General features: G+C 63.7%; 16 protein-coding genes and 1 tRNA gene. 6 read left to right on the forward strand and 11 right to left on the reverse strand.

All coding sequences use genetic code 11. The features are described from left to right. Positions 1-115: 115 nt before the first annotated feature. The 6 genes from OC373_RS16805 to OC373_RS16830 form a co-directional block, all read right to left on the reverse strand. Positions 116-1,234: an FAD-dependent monooxygenase gene (locus OC373_RS16805; protein ID WP_261998128.1), complete on the reverse strand. Its 1,119-nt coding sequence runs from the start codon at positions 1,232-1,234 to the stop codon at positions 116-118. A gap of 87 nt (positions 1,235-1,321) precedes the next feature. Further along, a complete protein-coding gene (locus OC373_RS16810) occupies positions 1,322-1,927 on the reverse strand; it encodes an isochorismatase family protein (protein WP_261998129.1) in 606 nt (201 codons plus the stop codon). Positions 1,928-1,947: 20 nt separating this feature from the next. Continuing rightward, on the reverse strand, positions 1,948-2,700 hold the full coding sequence (locus OC373_RS16815; RefSeq protein WP_261998130.1) for a pirin family protein: 753 nt from the start codon (positions 2,698-2,700) through the stop codon (positions 1,948-1,950). Between the two features lie 141 nt (positions 2,701-2,841). Next, positions 2,842-3,900, reverse strand: coding sequence for a DUF2955 domain-containing protein (locus OC373_RS16820; RefSeq protein ID WP_261998131.1), 1,059 nt, complete (start codon positions 3,898-3,900; stop codon positions 2,842-2,844). Further along, the gene (locus OC373_RS16825) at positions 3,890-4,963 is read right to left on the reverse strand and encodes an HlyD family secretion protein (RefSeq protein ID WP_261998132.1); all 1,074 of its coding nucleotides are present in this window, start codon (positions 4,961-4,963) and stop codon (positions 3,890-3,892) included. The genes OC373_RS16820 and OC373_RS16825 overlap by 11 nt, the downstream gene beginning before the upstream one ends. After that, positions 4,960-5,817: a pirin family protein gene (locus tag OC373_RS16830; RefSeq protein WP_261998133.1), complete on the reverse strand. Its 858-nt coding sequence runs from the start codon at positions 5,815-5,817 to the stop codon at positions 4,960-4,962. The genes OC373_RS16825 and OC373_RS16830 overlap by 4 nt, the downstream gene beginning before the upstream one ends. 122 nt (positions 5,818-5,939) lie before the next feature. On the opposite strand from OC373_RS16830, the gene OC373_RS16835 reads away from it, so the two are divergent. Then, a complete protein-coding gene (locus OC373_RS16835) occupies positions 5,940-6,866 on the forward strand; it encodes a LysR substrate-binding domain-containing protein (protein WP_261998134.1) in 927 nt (308 codons plus the stop codon). Positions 6,867-6,878: 12 nt separating this feature from the next. On the opposite strand, the gene OC373_RS16840 is transcribed toward OC373_RS16835, so the two are convergent. After that, on the reverse strand, positions 6,879-7,778 hold the full coding sequence (locus tag OC373_RS16840; RefSeq protein ID WP_070426023.1) for a LysR family transcriptional regulator: 900 nt from the start codon (positions 7,776-7,778) through the stop codon (positions 6,879-6,881). A 116-nt stretch (positions 7,779-7,894) separates the two neighbouring features. Here OC373_RS16840 and OC373_RS16845 point away from each other — a divergent pair, with 116 nt between their 5' ends. Together OC373_RS16845 and OC373_RS16850 are read left to right on the forward strand one after the other, a co-directional pair. Continuing rightward, complete coding sequence (locus tag OC373_RS16845; protein ID WP_070426024.1) at positions 7,895-8,956, forward strand: alkene reductase; 1,062 nt, start codon at positions 7,895-7,897, stop codon at positions 8,954-8,956. Between the two features lie 43 nt (positions 8,957-8,999). Continuing rightward, complete coding sequence (locus OC373_RS16850; protein WP_261998135.1) at positions 9,000-9,803, forward strand: SDR family NAD(P)-dependent oxidoreductase; 804 nt, start codon at positions 9,000-9,002, stop codon at positions 9,801-9,803. A 119-nt stretch (positions 9,804-9,922) separates the two neighbouring features. Here OC373_RS16850 and OC373_RS16855 read toward each other — a convergent pair whose 3' ends face one another. Next, positions 9,923-10,843: an AraC family transcriptional regulator gene (locus tag OC373_RS16855; protein WP_070426026.1), complete on the reverse strand. Its 921-nt coding sequence runs from the start codon at positions 10,841-10,843 to the stop codon at positions 9,923-9,925. Positions 10,844-10,941: 98 nt separating this feature from the next. Here OC373_RS16855 and OC373_RS16860 point away from each other — a divergent pair, with 98 nt between their 5' ends. Beyond that, positions 10,942-11,685: an SDR family oxidoreductase gene (locus OC373_RS16860; RefSeq protein WP_261998136.1), complete on the forward strand. Its 744-nt coding sequence runs from the start codon at positions 10,942-10,944 to the stop codon at positions 11,683-11,685. Between the two features lie 367 nt (positions 11,686-12,052). Here OC373_RS16860 and OC373_RS16865 read toward each other — a convergent pair. From OC373_RS16865 to dtd, 3 genes are all read right to left on the reverse strand, one after another. After that, positions 12,053-12,128 (reverse strand) — tRNA-Ile (locus OC373_RS16865). 499 nt (positions 12,129-12,627) lie between these two features. Continuing rightward, positions 12,628-14,475: an RNA polymerase sigma factor RpoD gene (rpoD, locus tag OC373_RS16870; protein ID WP_019183598.1), complete on the reverse strand. Its 1,848-nt coding sequence runs from the start codon at positions 14,473-14,475 to the stop codon at positions 12,628-12,630. A gap of 90 nt (positions 14,476-14,565) precedes the next feature. Next, positions 14,566-15,006: a D-aminoacyl-tRNA deacylase gene (dtd, locus tag OC373_RS16875; RefSeq protein ID WP_070426029.1), complete on the reverse strand. Its 441-nt coding sequence runs from the start codon at positions 15,004-15,006 to the stop codon at positions 14,566-14,568. A gap of 85 nt (positions 15,007-15,091) precedes the next feature. Here dtd and OC373_RS16880 point away from each other — a divergent pair, with 85 nt between their 5' ends. Further along, entirely contained in the window at positions 15,092-16,009 is a 918-nt protein-coding gene (locus OC373_RS16880) for a lauroyl acyltransferase (protein ID WP_261998137.1), read from the forward strand. Positions 16,010-16,077: 68 nt separating this feature from the next. Continuing rightward, positions 16,078-17,211 carry a GTP cyclohydrolase II RibA gene (ribA, locus tag OC373_RS16885; RefSeq protein ID WP_261998138.1) on the forward strand — a complete coding sequence of 378 codons (1,134 nt, stop codon included), beginning with the start codon at positions 16,078-16,080 and terminating at the stop codon, positions 17,209-17,211. Positions 17,212-17,214 lie beyond the last annotated feature (3 nt).

Here is a 17,214-nt window from a genome sequence, read left to right on the forward strand (position 1 = left end):
TCGACGTAGGTGCGGATGGATCGAAATTCGGTTCTACAGAGCCACCGCGACCGGCCTCGGCAGTGGCTGGGGGTTGAAGAGTTCCGATGATGTGATCGCGTCCCTGATGTCCGACTTACGCTCGTGCGGCGTACTGTCGGAAATCGCCGCTGATCCTGATGGAGTGTGCCACCAAGCCCCTCACATACGGGAGTCTGGCTGACTCATAGTTTGCCAGCGCCGCGGGCACATCTCGAAAGTGCTGGGTATCCGCAAGCGACTGCCCCAGGATCTCGGCGTCTTCAACACCTGTCAGGTATCCACGGCCGGTCATCGGTGAGACCACATGCGCTGCATCGCCAATGACGGCAAGTCGGCCACGGGCCAACCGCTCGGGCCGGTATTCGGCGATGGGGGCTCCGCTCAGTACATTGTTGACGGTGATTCCCTTCTTGACTGCTTCCGCCCACGTTGGCGGCCAGACTGAGTGGACCTTCGCCAGCAACGCCTCGCGCACGGCGGGGTCGATCATCCCTCGCGCCAGTGTTCCGACGATGCTGCCATCTTCCGTCAGGCAGCCTGTGTCACGTAGCAACGCCTCTTGGTGTGAATCGAACCACGCAAAGGTGATCTGCCTCTTTCCTGGCTCGAGCGAACCGTCCTGTCCAGGCAGTGTGGCGGCCACCAGCCGATAGCCGCCAATGAAGTCTATCCAGAGCCCGCCATCTGAAGGCCATGCCACAGGCCGCGAGAGCAACCGCTCGTCCACCAGGCCGCGCCAGACGAGGTAGCCCGCATACTGCGCGAATGGTGCCTCGGGGGAGATTACACGGCGGATCATGCTCCGGTAGCCATCTGCACCAATCACCGCCCGGCCCGTGCGGATGTTCCCATCGTCAAGCGTGACCGTTGGCTGCTCGTGGTCATCAGCGACAAGAGCAACACTCCTGCCTTGCTCAATGATAATTCCCGGCGTATCTGCTGCGCGATCGCGCAGCCAGCCATACAGGGCACTCCATGTAGTGAGGTCGCGATAGGCCGGGACAACCTGCAGTGCGGGGGCGCTGCGCGGATCGAAGCCAACCACTGCCTTGAGGATGTTCAGGTCTACAGTGAGGCTGTCGCCACCACGCAGATGACCGAGGGAGCGCTCGATGATGCGCACCGGCATACCGCGCCTTGCGCACGCCAGTGCAAATGTCAGGCCTGCGAGGGAACCTCCGACGATCAGGATTTCAGACTGTTCGTTTTGCATGTCGGCCACACGTGTCCCAGACCATGGTAAGCACACGGACACTCGATCGGGGCGCATTGCGTCCCGATCGATGCCTTTTTCGATGACTCAGGCGATGCCGGCACCCATGGCCGGGAACACGTCGCTGAACAGCAGGCCGATCAGCTGCTGGCCATTGGGGGTAGACCAGTCCTCGGCAATTTCAGCCATCAGGGTGTTGGTAGTGGTCAGCACCACGCCGGCGTCGTGCATACGCTGGCGGGAAAGCTCTTCAGAGAGATCGCTCGGCGAGCCCGACGCATCCATTACCGCCTGCACGGCAAACCCCTCCAGGGCGGCATCAATGGACGGGAAGATCAGGCATACGTCGGTGGTGACACCGGCCATGATCAGGTTCTTGCGGCCAGTCGCGAGCACTGCATCGCGGAACTCCGGATATGCCCAAGCGTTGACCACGCCCGGACGCTTGACGCGAGCGGCATAGGCCTCTGGGAGGATCTCAGCGATCTCCGGCAGGATCGGACCCTGCGCGTTCTCTTCCTGGCTCGAGGTGATGACGGTGGGCAGGTTGAGGATCTTGGCCATCTTGGCCAAGGCGATGGACTGCTTGGCCGCCAAGGCGGTATCGATGTTCTTGATCAACTGCATGGTGCCAACCTGGTGGTCGATCAGCAGCAGGGCGGTGTTTTCGGCAGTGAAGCGTTGCTGTTTCATGGTGATTCTCCTGGTCGGGGTTAGTGCAGTGGGAAGGGACGGCCGCTGAACAACACGACATGGGCAGCGCCCTCGCGGGCGGACAGTACAAGCGTGCGCGGTGAAGGGCGCTCGCCAAAGACAGGGACGCTGCGGTCATCCGAGGCAAACCTTTCGCCTTGGATCTCCACCGCGCCGCGGATGGGCATTGCAAACAAGCCTTCATCCGCCGGCAGAGGGATCTCGATGTGCGCATCGGGTTCCAGCGTGATGTCCAGAATCGTTACATCGGTCGGAGGTACCAACGGTGACTGCTGGCCGGCGTAGCGCCCCACCGGTATGCGAATCCGCACGCCTGGTTGGTGAATGACGGGAACCGCGTCTGCTTCAATGGTCAGAGGGAACGGGGCGATGTTGCGATCTGATTCGGGAAGCGCGACGAAGATCTGCAGGCCGTGTACCGACTTGCCAGGTTCCGCAGGAACTTCTTCGTGCACCACCCCGCGCCCCGCAGTCGTCCAGTGCAGTCCGCCTGGACGAATGAGATTCTCGGTGCCGATCGAATCACGGTTGGACATACCCGTCTCCGAATCCTGCAGCAGATAGGAGACGGCCGACATGGCCGAGTGCGAGTGGGGCGGGAAAGTCGGGCCACTCATCCAGTAGTGATCAACGCCGAGGAAGGGGGAAAGTGAAACGGCCTGGCCGCGCAGGCCATCGGCGAGAAAGTGGCCCCCGTTGCCGCCGCGGTTGAGCGGCACAAGGGAAAACTCAGGGGTAGTGGGGTGAGCCATCAAGGTGCTCCGTCGTTGCGATGGGAGAATTCTGCTCCTCCGCATGGACGGGATAAAGATGGCTAAACGGATAAGATTGCTGCACCAGTGGTTTAATTGGAAAGTGCGCAGCCGGACGCGTTGGCCACTGCCTGTGAGGTATCAGTTTGACTGGCGGGGGGCTTCCAGCCGCGTGGCTGCAAAGCGATTAAGCACAAGGTGCGTGGCGTACAGGAAAAACAACGTGGCCCCCACCGACAGCGTCACCGAGCTGATCCGGTAGAGGGAATTGGTAAAAAGGTCCGTGGATGGGGTGGCAAGTCCGAACAGGGCGGCCAGCCCCGTCAGTGCTCCGAAGCCCCGCGCGGGCCCGGATGCCTCGCGCGCGTGCTCCGCGGCGAACAGCAGCAGTCCGAACGCATAGAAGGGAATGACCAGCAGAAGGCGATCGTAGTGCGTGTAAAGCAGGAGCTGGATAAGCAGGGCAAGAACGGAACCGACGACCGTCCCGGTCATGCGCTGCAGGCTGGCCATCTTCGACCCGCTCCAGGTCATCGGAAACAGAATCAGCAGCGTGGCGACCTGCGCTGACAACGAGTCCCGCAGGTCAGCGACCTGAAAGACTACGAAGGATAGAGTTGCCCCGATGCTGCCCAGAAGGATCTGGTGGCGGACCGTGCTGGTGGTTTTCTGCATTCGCGGCGGTGGCTGGCGGGGCGATCGGTCAGGGAACAGCGCATAGGCGATCGCCGCCACTGCTACCGCCATGACGGTAGCCCATACATGATTCCCGTAGAGGTTCAGTACATCGGTGTCGGGATAGCTCGCCAGATGTACCAGCGTATGGGTGGATGCAAGCGACATCGCACCAAACAGGAAGGCCTGCCCCGTTGCCATCAGCCAGAAGCAGACGACTGAAAAGAGCAGCACCAACAAGCTCATGACTGCCGGATAGCGGGCGAAGACCCCTGCGATGACGGTAGTGGCGGTGACGTTGACGACCGCGCTGTACAGGAATTGTCGTGCGATGTGGGCACTGAACAGCGGAACGAGCCCCATCAGCAGCAACGGGTAAATGGCGTAGAAGAGCCCATAGTTCCACCCGAATCCCTTTGACACGGTAAACGCCAGCACGCCCCCGAAAACCAACCGTTTGACCTGGGCCCAATCGTTCTCGGTCAGTGTGTGCCGCAGGGGGGGGGGCGTGGCATCAGTAGACATAGTGGAACCAGCTGATCAACCGGATCTGGGCATCTGCAATGACATCGAGCACGCCGCTGTCATGCGGATACAGTTGGATGGTGGCGCGCGCCCCCGTGATGAGCGACGCGTCAGGGGCGTCGAGCAGCCGCAGGTTCACCCGCGCACGCTCGGCCTGACGTACCCAGCGATCCGTCTGTTCGGTGACAGCCAGCTGTCCATCGGCGGCCTGTTGGCCGTTACGGACACCCGCATCGATGCCGATCACCTCGGCGCGGAAAACCTCCCCCGGACGCGCGTCGAACACCACGGCTGCACGGTCCCCGTTCACCACATTGCGCAGGGACTTCTCGCGGAAGTCCCCATAAAGCGTGGGCGCGGGGGTGACCAGCGCCAGCCGGGCCACGCCGGCCGCCGCATACGCGCCTTGCTCCAACTGCATGTTGCTGACGATGCCTTCACTGGCAGCGCGGATGGATGTGCGCCCCAGGCTGGTATGCGCTGTTTCCAGACGGACCAGTGCCTGGCGTGCACTCAGGTTGTCGCCGCTCAGCGCGCCGCGCTCAACCGCCAGACGCTGCAGCTCGCGTTCGGCGATCTGGACCTGGGCAGCAGCCACGGCACTGGCCGCAGCCAGTTCGTCGGCGGACTGCTGCGAAACGTACTGGCTGCCGGCAAGCGCTTTGTAGCGCGCCGCCTGGCGCGAGGACTCCATGGCCTGGGTACGCGCTGCCAGAAGCTGCGCCTTGGCTCCCGCGATGCTGGCGTCGATCGCCCGGTTGTCGCGTTCGCTTGCCTCCAGCTGCAGTTTGGCATCGGCCACCGCCTGCGCGTAATCCGTCGGGTCAATGGTGAACAGCACGTCTCCGCGCGCCACCCTTTGATTGTTCTGGACATGGATGGATACCACTCGTCCACTGACCTCTGGAGCGACTTGAACCACTCTCCGCCCTAGGCGCGCCTCCGGGCTCACGGGCATGTGCAGGTCTGCGATGATGAAGTACAGGAACAGCAACAGACCTACGGTCAACGAGCTGTAGACCCATCGGCGGAAGCGCTGCTCCGGGGACACAGGTGCGTTCATACGGTGCCCTCCAATGACATCAATCGGCCCATCTCTCCGCGTGTGTAGCGATCGAAGGCAGCAGCAAGCTGCTTCGAGTCGTTCATGATGAAGGGGCCGTGCATCACCACCGGTTCGCCCGGATCGGTACCTGCAAGTACGAGAACGTGCGCGGCGTCCGAGCCCACTATCTGCAGTTGGCCAGGTTTGGTGAAGCGTGCAGCGGTTGCCTGGAAGGCACTGGCTCGTCGCACCTCGTCCCCGACACGGACATCAACTTCCCCGGATAACACGTACACGAGTACATTGCGGGTCGCCGGCACGGGGTACGCCCATGTCCCCATGAGCTGGACATCGAACAGATCGAAGGGCTCGGCAGGGTTCAATGGGCTGCTCGCACCGGACAGCCGCCCGCTCAGCACGCGTGTACGGTTCAGTTCTCTGTCCATGACAACCGGGACCTCGCCCGTTGCCAAGTGCATCACACGTGGGGGCAGTGACTTGGTACGCCGCGACTGGTTGATGAAGATCTGGACGCCGTGCACTTCCCGGCCTACACCAGCTGGGAATTCATCGTGCACGATGCCTGTGCCTGCTTGGGTCCATACGATGGAACCGGGGGCGATGACCACATCGTGGTTGAGTGAGTCTCGGTTGCGAAGGCTGCCCGCCGAGTTCTCCAGTACATAGGAAACGGCGGAGAACCCAGCGTGCGGGTGCGGGGCAAAGGTCGGACCGCGCATCCGATAGTGATCCAGTCCCATCACTGGCGCGGCCAGCCCCTGTAGATCTTCCAGGACCAGTCGGCGGGCAGTGAAGTGCGCCCCGTGCTCCGCTTGAACGGCGTTCGCCACGCCGGACATGACCATTCTCATCAGTAGTTCCAATAACCAAGGCGCAGCTGCGCCGAAGGTAATCAGGCTACATTTGCACCATTCGTACGATAAGATCGCCAAATCACCAAAGACTGGTGCTCATATGCACCAATGATGACGATATGGATGACCTTAACGACCTGGCGTACTTTGCTGCCGTTGTTCGCCACGGCGGATTCTCAGCTGCCGCGAGGGTATCCGGGATCGAGAAGACCCGATTGAGCCGCCGAGTGGCTGCGTTGGAAGACGCTCTGGGTGTCCGCCTGTTGCAGCGAACCACGCGACGTATTGCCCTGACTGAAGCAGGGGAACGTTTTTACGCCCAGGCAAGCCGCCTGGTGGAGGGCGCACAGAGTGCCTTTGAAAGTGTGGCCGACCTCAAGCGCGAACCGTCAGGAACCGTGCGCCTGAGCTGCCCGCAGGTGATGGCACAGAGCTATCTCGCCCCGATCCTGCCCGGCTATCTGGTCTCACATCCCAAGGTCAAGCTCGAGCTGGATACCCGTGACCCCGAAGCCGACCTTCTGAAGGAGCGCTTCGATCTCGCGGTGCGGGCGCATGTGCGCATGGACGATACAGCGGGTCTGGTGGCACGGGAGCTGGGGCGCGCGCGCCGGGTGCTGGTGGCCAGCCCAGCACTACTCGAGCAGGCGGGCCGGCCACGCAGGCCGGAAGATCTGGCCCGACTGAGCACGATCAGTCGCCTGGGCGACGCCTTCGAAGGACAGGCGAGGTGGGTGCTTACGTCCAGCAATGATGAAGCCGTGACCGTCGAGCACGGCCCGCGGCTGTCCTCCGACGACCTGCGGCTGCAGCTGGAAGGTGCCATCCATGGATTGGGTGTGGCTCTGCTGCCCGAGCCCATCGTGTCAGGTGCGGTGCAGTCGGGAATGCTGGAGGTAGTGTTGCCCGACTGGTCGGCGACAACCCACGTGATCCATCTGCTATACCCACCGCCCCGCGGGATGCTGCCCTCCGTGCGTAGCCTGATCGACTATCTGGTGCTGCATCTTCCGGCGAGCATCCAGCAGCGCAGTGTCCAAGTCTAGTCGAGTCGGGCCTCAGGGCACGCCCAGCGGCAGCGCGGTGGAGGTCGCCAGCCTGTCGCGGAGGAACTCGATGAATCGTTGTGTCTTGGCTGGCAGCAGTCGCGTCTCAGTCATTGCATAAGCCGTGAGGGGGACTCCCTTCCAGTCCCTCAGAACCCGCTGCAACCTGCCCGCCGCGACATCCTCTTCCACGGCCTTTGGAGGCATGAGGATGATGCCCATCCCAAGCCCTCCCAAGCGCCGCATCATGCCGATACTGTTGACGATGAAGCGGCCTCCGACGGGAATCTTCCGCTTTTCCTTGCCATTCTGGAGCGTCCACTCTCCGTCACGCTGCATGTGGAAACACTGATGCGCGACCAGGTCCTCCGGTTGCTTCGGCTCGCCGGCGCTCTCAAGGTACTCAGGTGAGGCATACAGCTCTGCCGAAAAGCTGGCGATCGCCCGCGCAATCAGGCTCGAGCTCTCCGACTCACCGATACGGATTGCCACATCGAAGGCCTCGGTGAACAGGTCAACGCGTCGGGGCGTCAGGTCAAACTCAAAGCTGATCCCCGGGTACGTCCGCGCGAAGTCCGCAATGTGTTCGGCCAGGTACATCGCTGCGAAGTCAACCGGCATCGATACGCGCAGGACGCCCGCCGGCTGGGCCAGCATGTTCCCCAACTGCTCGTGCGCCAGTCGCGCCTCTTCGACGATGTGCTTGCACCGCTCGTAATAAAGGTGGCCGGCCTCGGTCAGTTCCAGCTTGCGCGTGGTCCTGTGCATCAAGCGCAGTCCGATCGCCTTCTCCAAGCCGCTGATGCGTCTGGAAATAGTGGAGTTGGGGATGCCGGTGATTTCCGCCGCGCGGCGGAAGCTCATCACTTTCACGACCTCGACGAACAGCGCCATGTCGTTCAACAGTTCCATGATTGCGTCACCTATGGAGCAATATTTTCCAGATTACCAGCTTTATCCCGTACGCGAAGTTCTGGACGATGGAGGCCTCCCCCAGATGCAGGCCGCTGACCGGCCAGGAATTGCACATGAGCGCCTTGTTTACCGAAGTCCAGGTGGGTCGCTACACCTTTGCCAATCGCATCGTCATGGCCCCCATGACACGCTCCCGTGCCGATGATGCCGGCGTCCCGGAAGAAATGGTCGCTACCTACTACGGGCAACGCGCCACGGCCGGCCTCATCATCAGCGAGGGCGTGTTCCCGTCTGCGGTCGGCAAGGGCTATGTCCGCACCCCGGGCATCGAGACCGAAGCGCAGATCGCATCCTGGAAGCGTGTGACGTCCGCAGTGCATGAACGCGGTGGGCGCATCTTCATGCAGATCATGCACACCGGTCGCGTGTCGCACCCCCTGCTTCTGCCGGAAGGCGCGCAGCCGGTTGCGCCGTCGGCCATCAAGGCCAGTGGACAGACCTGGACCCAGGAAGGCCAGAAGGACTTCGTTGTCCCGCATGAATTGACGACTGCAGAGGTGCAGCAGGTCGTCGAGAGCTATCGCCTGGCCACCCGCCGGGCGATCGAAGCAGGCTTCGATGGTGTCGAGTTGCACGGAGCCAGCGGTTATCTGCCGGAACAGTTCCTGTCCTCCACCACCAACCATCGCACGGATGAGTATGGTGGGACTCTGGCTGATCGCGCACGGTTCGTGATCGAGGTTCTGCAGGCCATGTCCGAAGAGGCGGGTGCGGACCGTGTGGGGCTGAAGATCTCCCCGGAGATGAATTTCAACGATGTCAGTGACGCCAACCCGGTCGAAACTTACACCTACCTTGTCGATCAACTGAAGCCGCTCAAGCTGGCCTATCTGCACGTTGCGTTGTTTGGAAGCGAAACCGACTACCACGCACTGCTGCGGCCGCGATTCGACGGTGCTTACCTGCTCGGCAGCGGCCTGGACAAGGCCAGCGCCGAGAGTGCGCTTGCTGAAGGCCGCGCCGACGCCACTGTGTTTGGCAGCAGCTTCATTGCAAACCCGGACCTGCCTGAGCGCCTTCGCTCCGGCGCCCCGCTCAACACGCCGGACAAGTCGACCTTCTATTCGGGCGGCGCGGAAGGGCTCGTGGACTATCCCACGCTTGAAACCGCCTGAGCGGCACCTTCGTCCCGATCCACTGACACACGAGAGGTTCACCATGAGCAGCATCAAGCCAGGCCGTCTTGACGGCAAGCGCATCCTCATCACCGGAACCGGTGGCGGACAGGGGGCAGTGGCACAGCGCCTGTTCGCGCAGCAGGGCGCAACAGTGATCGGCTGCGACTTCCGACCCGGTGCAGCCGAAGCGACAGCGGAGGAACTGCGCAGCGCGGGTTACTCCGCCTTCGCCAGTACTGTCGACCTCACCGATCCCGATGATGCTGCCAAGTGGGTTCGTGAGGGCGCAGAGAAGATGGGTGGTCTGGATGTGCTTTACAACAACGCCGCCGGCTTTGGGTTCGCACCCTTCGATAAGATGGATTTGAAGCTGTGGCGTCACGTCATGAACGTCGAGCTGGATCTCGTGTTTCACACCACCAATGCGGCGTGGCCGTTGTTGATCAAGAATGGCGGATCGCTGATCAACATCGCCTCATACTCTGCCCTGCTGGGGATCCAACCACTGGCGCAGGTAGCGCATGCCACCGCAAAAGGGGGCATCGTCTCGATGACCCGTGCGTTGGCCGCAGAGGGTGCGCCCTATGGAGTGCGTGCGAACTCAATCGCGCCCGGCTTCATCAGCACGCCGGCCACAGACAAGGCCGTTGATGCTGAAGCAAAGGCTTGGCAGTTGCGACATGCGTTGATCCAGCGTGCCGGCACCGGCGAAGACGTGGCTTACATGGCTCTGTATCTGGCATCGGATGAGTCCAGCTGGGTAACCGGGCAGAACTTCAGCGTGGATGGTGGTGCAACGGCAGGCTGGCGAGACCGGCCCGCCTGGCGGGCAAGGCCTCTGTAGCCTGATGGGGCGGGCTTGACCTTCTTGGACTCAGGCGTGACCAGAAGGGTGACCAGAGGAGTTCCACCGCGACGAGCCGCAGGCGGGGTGCTGGTATCGCTTCCGATCCGAAGCGCACCTCAGGGCGCACGGGAGCGTACTTGCCGTCTCTCCCGGGCGTAGCCACTCGGCGGGCGACCCACGTAGCGAGTGAAGGCCGTACTGAACGTACTCGCCGACGAATAGCCCACGCGCTCGGCTACCTTCTCGATCATCAGGTCCTGACGATCGAGAATGTCCTTCGCGATCGCCATGCGCCAGGCGAGCAGGTACTCCATCGGCGGCATGCCGACCGCGCGAGTAAAGCGCTGGAAGTAGGCCGACCTAGACAGCGCCGCGACCTTGGCCAATTGCTCCACCGTCCAGGCGCGCGAAGGATCGCGGTGGATCTCACGGATCGACAGGGCCAGGCGCTCGTCCGCCAGACCGCGCAGCAGGCCTGCCGGCGCAGCGTCGCCCGGTGCCGCGCGCAAGGCTTCGATAAGCAGGACCTCGACCAGCCGGGTCAGGATGAGGTCGCGCCCCGCTCGCGATTGCATGGCTTCCTCGCGCACAAGGCGCACGAGCACACCGAAACGGTCTTCGCCCCGGACGTGAATGACCGGTGGCAGCAGTGTTACCAGCAACGCCGTGTCCGGCGAATCGAAGACGAAATAGCCGCCCAGCATGCGCACGTCTGGCTCTCCCTCAAGAGTGCCATGACGCATTTCATGACCTTGACCCATGACGGTGGCGGGGTCGATGTCCTGCGGCTCGACAGGCTCGAACCCGGACAGAACAAATCCCGGTGTCGCGGGCAGGAACACGAAGTCGCCCGCTTCCAGGCGCAGCGGGGACGCGCCATCGACCTGCAGATGGCACGCACCGTCGGTCACCACGCAGAAGCCGGGGTGGCCGAATGGCGCGTAGCGGACGCCCCATCGCCCGGCGCCGGAAATGCTCTTGCCCATGACCTTGGCGGGTCGAAGCAGGGTGATCAGTTCGGCGAGGGGGTCGGTCATGGCAGGACTATGGCCAATGTTTCTTGGACTTTACAGCATCGATAGTCCTTTGCCTTGGGCCTATCGTGGTCACACCCAACCACCACGGAGTTCCTGCAATGAAGACTGTCCTGATCACGGGTTGTTCCTCCGGCTACGGACTGGAAACCGCCCGTTACTTCCACGGGCAAGGATGGAAGGTCGTCGCAACGATGCGCCGCCCTGATCCCTCCCTCCTGCCCGCGTCCGACCGCATCAGGGTGGTCGCGCTGGATGTCACCGATGCCGGCAGCATCGCGCGGGCCGTCGCCGAGGCGGGCCCGATTGATGTTCTCGTCAACAACGCGGGCATCGGTGTCGTCGGTGCCTTCGAGGCTACGTCGATGCAATCGGTGCGCGAGGTGTTCGAGACCAACACGTTCGGCACGATGGCGATGGTGCAGGCCGTGATTCCGCAGATGCGCGAGCGCCGGACCGGCACGATCGTGAATGTCACCTCGAGCGCCACCCTGGCCAGCATGCCGCTCGCTGCCGCCTATACGGGCAGCAAAACTGCAGTCGAAGGCTTCACGGGTTCGCTGGCGCATGAACTGGGCGCGTTCGGCATCCGGGTCAAGCTGGTCGAACCCGGCTACGGCCCGACGACGCGGTTCGCCGAGAATGGGGCCGAGCGCATGAATGGCCTCATCCCCGACACCTATGCGGACTTCGCTCGTCCGATCTTCGAAGCCTTCGCCCGTCCGCAGGCGACGACGCAATCCCAGGATGTGGCCGAAGCGGTGTGGCGGGCCGTGCACGACGCTGCCGACCAGTTTCATTTTCCGGCTGGGGCCGATGCCGTCGCATTGGCGGGGCCGCGGTGAACGCGGTGGCACAACTGGTTCGGTCTGGAAAGCGGCGGCGGTATTGGATGTCGGCTCTCGGATCGCTTACGGCAGCGACACTTTCCCGCAGTGCGCACAGCCGTCATTGGATGCACCACTGTTAGATCTGTCGTCGTAGTCTTCTAGCCTAACCCTCACGTAGACGGTGCATGGGCACTTCAGCATAAGTTGGCCGCATCCGGCAAAATTGCCACTTGCGGCACATAAGCCATTGAAGTGCCTAGGCCGGCGAATCTACAGAGGCCTCAAATCGGCCAACTTGTGCATTACGCTCTAGTACAAGTTGGCCAAAACGGCCAACTTATGCTTTCGCCCACACGCGGTTGCTGCCAGGTGCCTGATTCAATGGTGGGCCCACCAGGATTCGAACCTGGAACCAAAGGATTATGAGTCCTCTGCTCTAACCGTTGAGCTATAGGCCCTTGCGGCCGCACAGTGTAGTGGAGGCCAGTAGGCGCTTTCCACTGCACCCCTCACATCAACCGAAACGCGGGCCCATCTCCTGGACCCGCCATCTGCACGGCATCGCCGCCGAGCAGGAGGTCACCGATCCCGGTGCCGCCTGCACGTACCAGCGCCTGCAGGGTGTCACCCAATTGCCAGCGATTGAGGTCGTCGGGGATGCCCAGGTCACGCCCGCGACGATGCGCGAACGTGCGCCCGAGGAAGCCCTGTGGGCGCAGGTCGTCCAGATACCACGGCAGCCCCGGGAAGTGGCCGTCGACGGGTCTCGTCGGGCGAACGAGTCAGATTGGGGCGTGCGGCGGTGGTCGACACGTGGAAGGTCTCGCCCGTGAGTGCCACGACCGAGCCCAGTTCTTCAAGGGTGGCGTCCGGGCGCATGCGCCGCCACCCGCCCCAAAAAAACAAACCCCGCTTGCGCGGGGTCTGTCGGGTTTCAACGCGGTGCGCTGGAATTGATCAATCGATATCCAGGAAGCTGCGCAGCTGCTCGGAGCGGCTCGGGTGACGCAGCTTGCGCAGCGCCTTGGCTTCGATCTGGCGGATGCGCTCGCGGGTGACGTCGAACTGCTTGCCGACTTCCTCGAGGGTGTGGTCGGTGTTCATGTCGATGCCGAAGCGCATGCGCAGCACCTTGGCTTCCCTCGGGGTGAGGCCGGCCAGCACGTCGCGCACGGTTTCAGACAAGTTGATGTTGGTGGTGTTCTCGATCGGGGACTCCACGTTGGTGTCCTCGATGAAGTCGCCCAGATGGGAATCCTCGTCGTCGCCGATCGGGGTTTCCATCGAGATCGGCTCCTTGGCGATCTTCATCACCTTGCGGATCTTGTCTTCCGGCATGTCCATTTCCTTGGCCAGCTCCTCCGGCGTGGCCTCGCGGCCATACTGCTGGAGCATCTGACGGGAAATGCGGTTCAACTTGTTGATCGTTTCGATCATGTGCACCGGGATACGGATGGTGCGCGCCTGATCGGCGATCGAACGGGTGATGGCCTGGCGGATCCACCAGGTCGCATACGTGGAGAACTTGTAACCACGGCGGTATTCGAACTTGTCCACGGCCTTCATCAGGCCGATGTTGCCTTCCTGGATGAGGTCGAGGAACTGCAGGCCGCGGTTGGTGTACTTCTTGGCGATCGAGATGACCAGGCGCAGGTTGGCCTCGACCATTTCCTTCTTGGCCTTGCGTGCACGCGCTTCACCGTAGGCCATGGCGCGGCTGATTTCCTTCAGCTCGTCCAGTTCCAGCCAGGTGGTCTTCTCGATGTCGATCGTCGCCTGCTGTTCGGCAATGATCTGGTCCTTCACGTCACGCAGGGCCGAGGACCACTTCTGCTTGCGCTTCAGTGCGTCTTCCACCCACTCCAGGTTGGTCTGGTTGCCTTCCCACGAGCGGATGAAGTCCTTGCGCGGCATGCGCGCGGTCACGGTCGCCAGGTTCAGCACGCGGCGTTCGTGGGACTTGATCGAGGCCATGACGTCGCGCAGCTGCTTGACCAGCACATCGGTCAGCGGCAAAGGCAGCTTCAGGGTCACGAACACGGCGGCCATGTCGTCGCGCAGCTTGGCCAGCGGCTTGCGGTCGCCCTTGGCCGCGGCCTTCTTGAACGCGGTGTACGCATCGCTCAGGGCCTGCATGCGGCGTGCGACTTCTTCCGGATCCGGACCGGTCGGGCCGGCCTCTTCCTCGACGTCGTCGCCGTCGTCGTCTTCATCGGCGTCTTCGTCAGCCTCATCGCTGGTGTCTTCGGCCACGGCCGGGGCCGGGACTTCTTCGACCAGGTCGTTGAAGCCGACGATCACTTCGGCCAGGCGCTTCTTGCCTTCCTTGTGCGCGTCGTAGTCGGCCAGCAGCGATTCCACCGATACCGGGAAGGTACCGAGTGCGGCCTGGACCTGGCCAAGGCCTTCTTCGATGCGCTTGGCGATGGCGATTTCGCCTTCGCGGGTCAGCAGCTCGACGGTACCCATTTCGCGCATGTACATGCGCACCGGGTCGGTGGTGCGGCCACCTTCGGTGTCGAGCGCGCTCAGCGCGGCGGCGGCTTCTTCGGCCGCGGTGTCATCGACTTCGCGGTTGCCGGTGTTGCCATCGTTGAGCAACAGGGTTTCTGCATCGGGAGCAACTTCATGGACATCAATGCCCATGCCGTTGATCATGCCGATGATATCTTCGATCTGCTCCGGGTCGACGATGTCGTCGGGCAGATGGTCATTGACTTCGGCGTAGGTCAGGTAGCCCTGTTCCAGGCCCTTGCTGATCAGAAGCTTGATGTCGTTTTGCTGGGCAGGACGTTCGTTGGCCATGTAGTGCTCGCGCCACCGGCTGGGAGAGGGAATAGAACCTAGCATTATACCAGCCCGGCGCCCCGCGTTCCCGGGCGGTGGTCCCGGGGGCTAGGGTCTGAGCAGGAAGGTCACGGGACCATCGTTGACCAGGCTGACAACCATATGGGCACCAAACTGGCCGGTTTCCACCCCCGGGGCATGTTTTTGTCTGCAGATATCGACCAGTCGATTGAATCCGCGTTCAGCCTCCGCCGGCGGCGCGGCGGTACTGAAGCCCGGCCGCATCCCGCTGGATGTATCGGCCGCCAGGGTGAATTGGCTGACCAGCAGCAATCCGCCGCCGGTGTCGCGCAGGGACCGGTTCATTTTTCCGGTCTCATCGCCGAAGACACGGTAACCAAGCAGGCGATCGGCCATCCGGGTGATCTGGGCCTCGGTGTCGCCCGGCTCCATGCCCACCAGGGCCAGCAGGCCGGGCCCGATCTGGCCCACGACGGCCTGCTCGACATGGACGCTGGCTTGGCTCACGCGCTGGATCAGGACAAGCATCGGCAGGGCTCCGCAACTGAAGGCGGCCTACCTTAACGCGCCCGCGCGCCGACAGGCTGGCCGCCAGCGGCTAGACTTCGCAGCGATGAAACCGCACACCACTGCCCGCCTGGCGTACCGCGCCGCTGCCCTGTTCACTCGCCTGCCCTGGTCCTGGCTGCGCGCCGTCGCGACGCTGCTGGCCTGGCTGTGGATCCGTCTCAACGCCCGTGAGAGCCGCGTCACCCGCCGCAACCTTGAGCTGGCCTACCCCGAACTGAGCGATACCGAGCGCGCGGTGCTGCACCGGAACGTGCTGCGCTCCACCGCGCTGCAGGCGATCGAAACCCTGCGCCTGTGGACCCAGCCGCGCGAGCGCAACCTGGCCCGGCTCACCGAGCGCCACGGCGAGGCGCTGTACGACGCCGCCCTGGCTGCCGGCAAGGGCGTGATCGTGGCCGCCCCGCACTACGGCAACTGGGAGCTGCTCAACCAGTGGCTGGCCTCGCGCGGCCCGATCGCGATCGTCTACAAGGCCCCGGATGAAGCGGTAGGCGATGCTTTCCTGCAGCTGGTCCGAGGCGGCGACAACGTCCAGCAGGTCCGGGCCGAGGGCCCGGCCGTGCGCCAGCTGTTCAAGGTGCTCAAGGACGGCGGCGCCACCGGCATCCTGCCCGACCAGCAGCCCAAGGCCGGTGACGGGGTGTTCGCGCCGTTCTTCGGGGTGGAGGCGCTGACCATGACCCTGGTCAACCGGCTGGCCGAGCGCACCGGCGCGACCGTGCTGTACGGCTGGTGCGAGCGGATCGGCCCGGACATGGACTTCGCGCTGCACATCGAGGCCGCCCCGCCGGCCGTGGCCGATCCGGACCCGCGTACCGCCGCCAGCGCCCTCAATGCCGGGATCGAACGCATCGCCCGGCGCGATCCGGCGCAGTATCAGTGGACCTACAAGCGCTATACGCTGCGTCCACCGCAGAGCGGCGAGGACGATCCCTACGCCACCGAGGACCATCCGCACTGACTGCGACGCAGCGTCGCGCCCTTGGCGCGATTGAATCGGCGCTTTCCGTCCCCACTGTGGAAACCACGATGTCCCCCACGGCCCCTGCCATGTCTTCTGCTTCTTCCCTGTTCGGCGATCCGGCCGCGATCCGCTGCGAGCGCGCGGTGGCCGAACTGCGCGCCGGTCGCCCGGTGGTGATCGACGATGGCCACGGCCAGCGCCTGGCCTTCATCGCGCTGGACAGCAGCACCCGCACCAGCTTCACCGCCTTCGCTACGGCCGCCGGGGATCGCCACTATCTGTTCCTCACCGCGACCCGCGCACGCGTGCTCGGCGTCAGTGCCGAACGTGGCGCGCGCGTGCCGCTGGCCGGCATCGACTTCGATGCCCTGCCCTCGCTCAGCTACCTGCGCGATCCCGGCGCGATGCCGCCCGGCTGGACCGGCGGCGAAGCGCTGGACGATGGCGCGGTGGAGATTGCCCGCCTCGGCCTGCTGCTGCCGGCGATGGTCGGGGTGCTGTTGAACTCCGATGACCGCCGCTTCGACGGCTGCGCCCAGGTCTCGCTGTGCGACCTGAGCCAGGGCGCCGAGCAGGCCGCGCACGCCTATGAGCTGGTGGCCCGCTCGCCGGTCCCGTTGCGCGAGGTCGGCATGACCGAATTTGCGGTGTTCCGCGGTGGCGTGGCCCAGCGCGACCAGGTCGCGATCATCGTCGGCACGCCGGACCTGTCCGCCGTGGTGCCGGTGCGCGTGCACTCCTCCTGCCTGACCGGTGACCTGTTCGGCTCACTCAAGTGCGACTGTGGCGACCAGCTGCGGCGTGGTCTGCGCAAGCTCAAGGAGCTTGGTGGCGGCGTACTGTTGTACCTGGACCAGGAAGGTCGTGGCACCGGCATCGCCGCGAAGATGCGCGCCTACGGTTACCAGCATGATGGGCTCGATACGATCGACGCCGATGCGCAGCTTGGTTTTGGTGCCGACGAGCGCCGGTACGGCAGTGCCGTGGCGATGCTGCAGGGCCTGGGCGTGACCCGCGTGCAACTGCTCAGCAACAACCCGACCAAGGCCCAGCGCCTGCGCAATGCCGGCATCGACGTGGTCGATTGCGTGCCGGTCACCGGCGACATCACCGCCGAGAACGAACAGTACCTGCGCACCAAGGCCGAACGCGCCGGCCACCTGCTCGATGTGGATGCACTGATCCAGGCCGCGCAATAGCCC

This window comes from Stenotrophomonas sp. Ste96 (genome assembly GCF_024519495.1).
In the GTDB taxonomy this organism is placed as follows: domain Bacteria; phylum Pseudomonadota; class Gammaproteobacteria; order Xanthomonadales; family Xanthomonadaceae; genus Stenotrophomonas; species Stenotrophomonas bentonitica_A.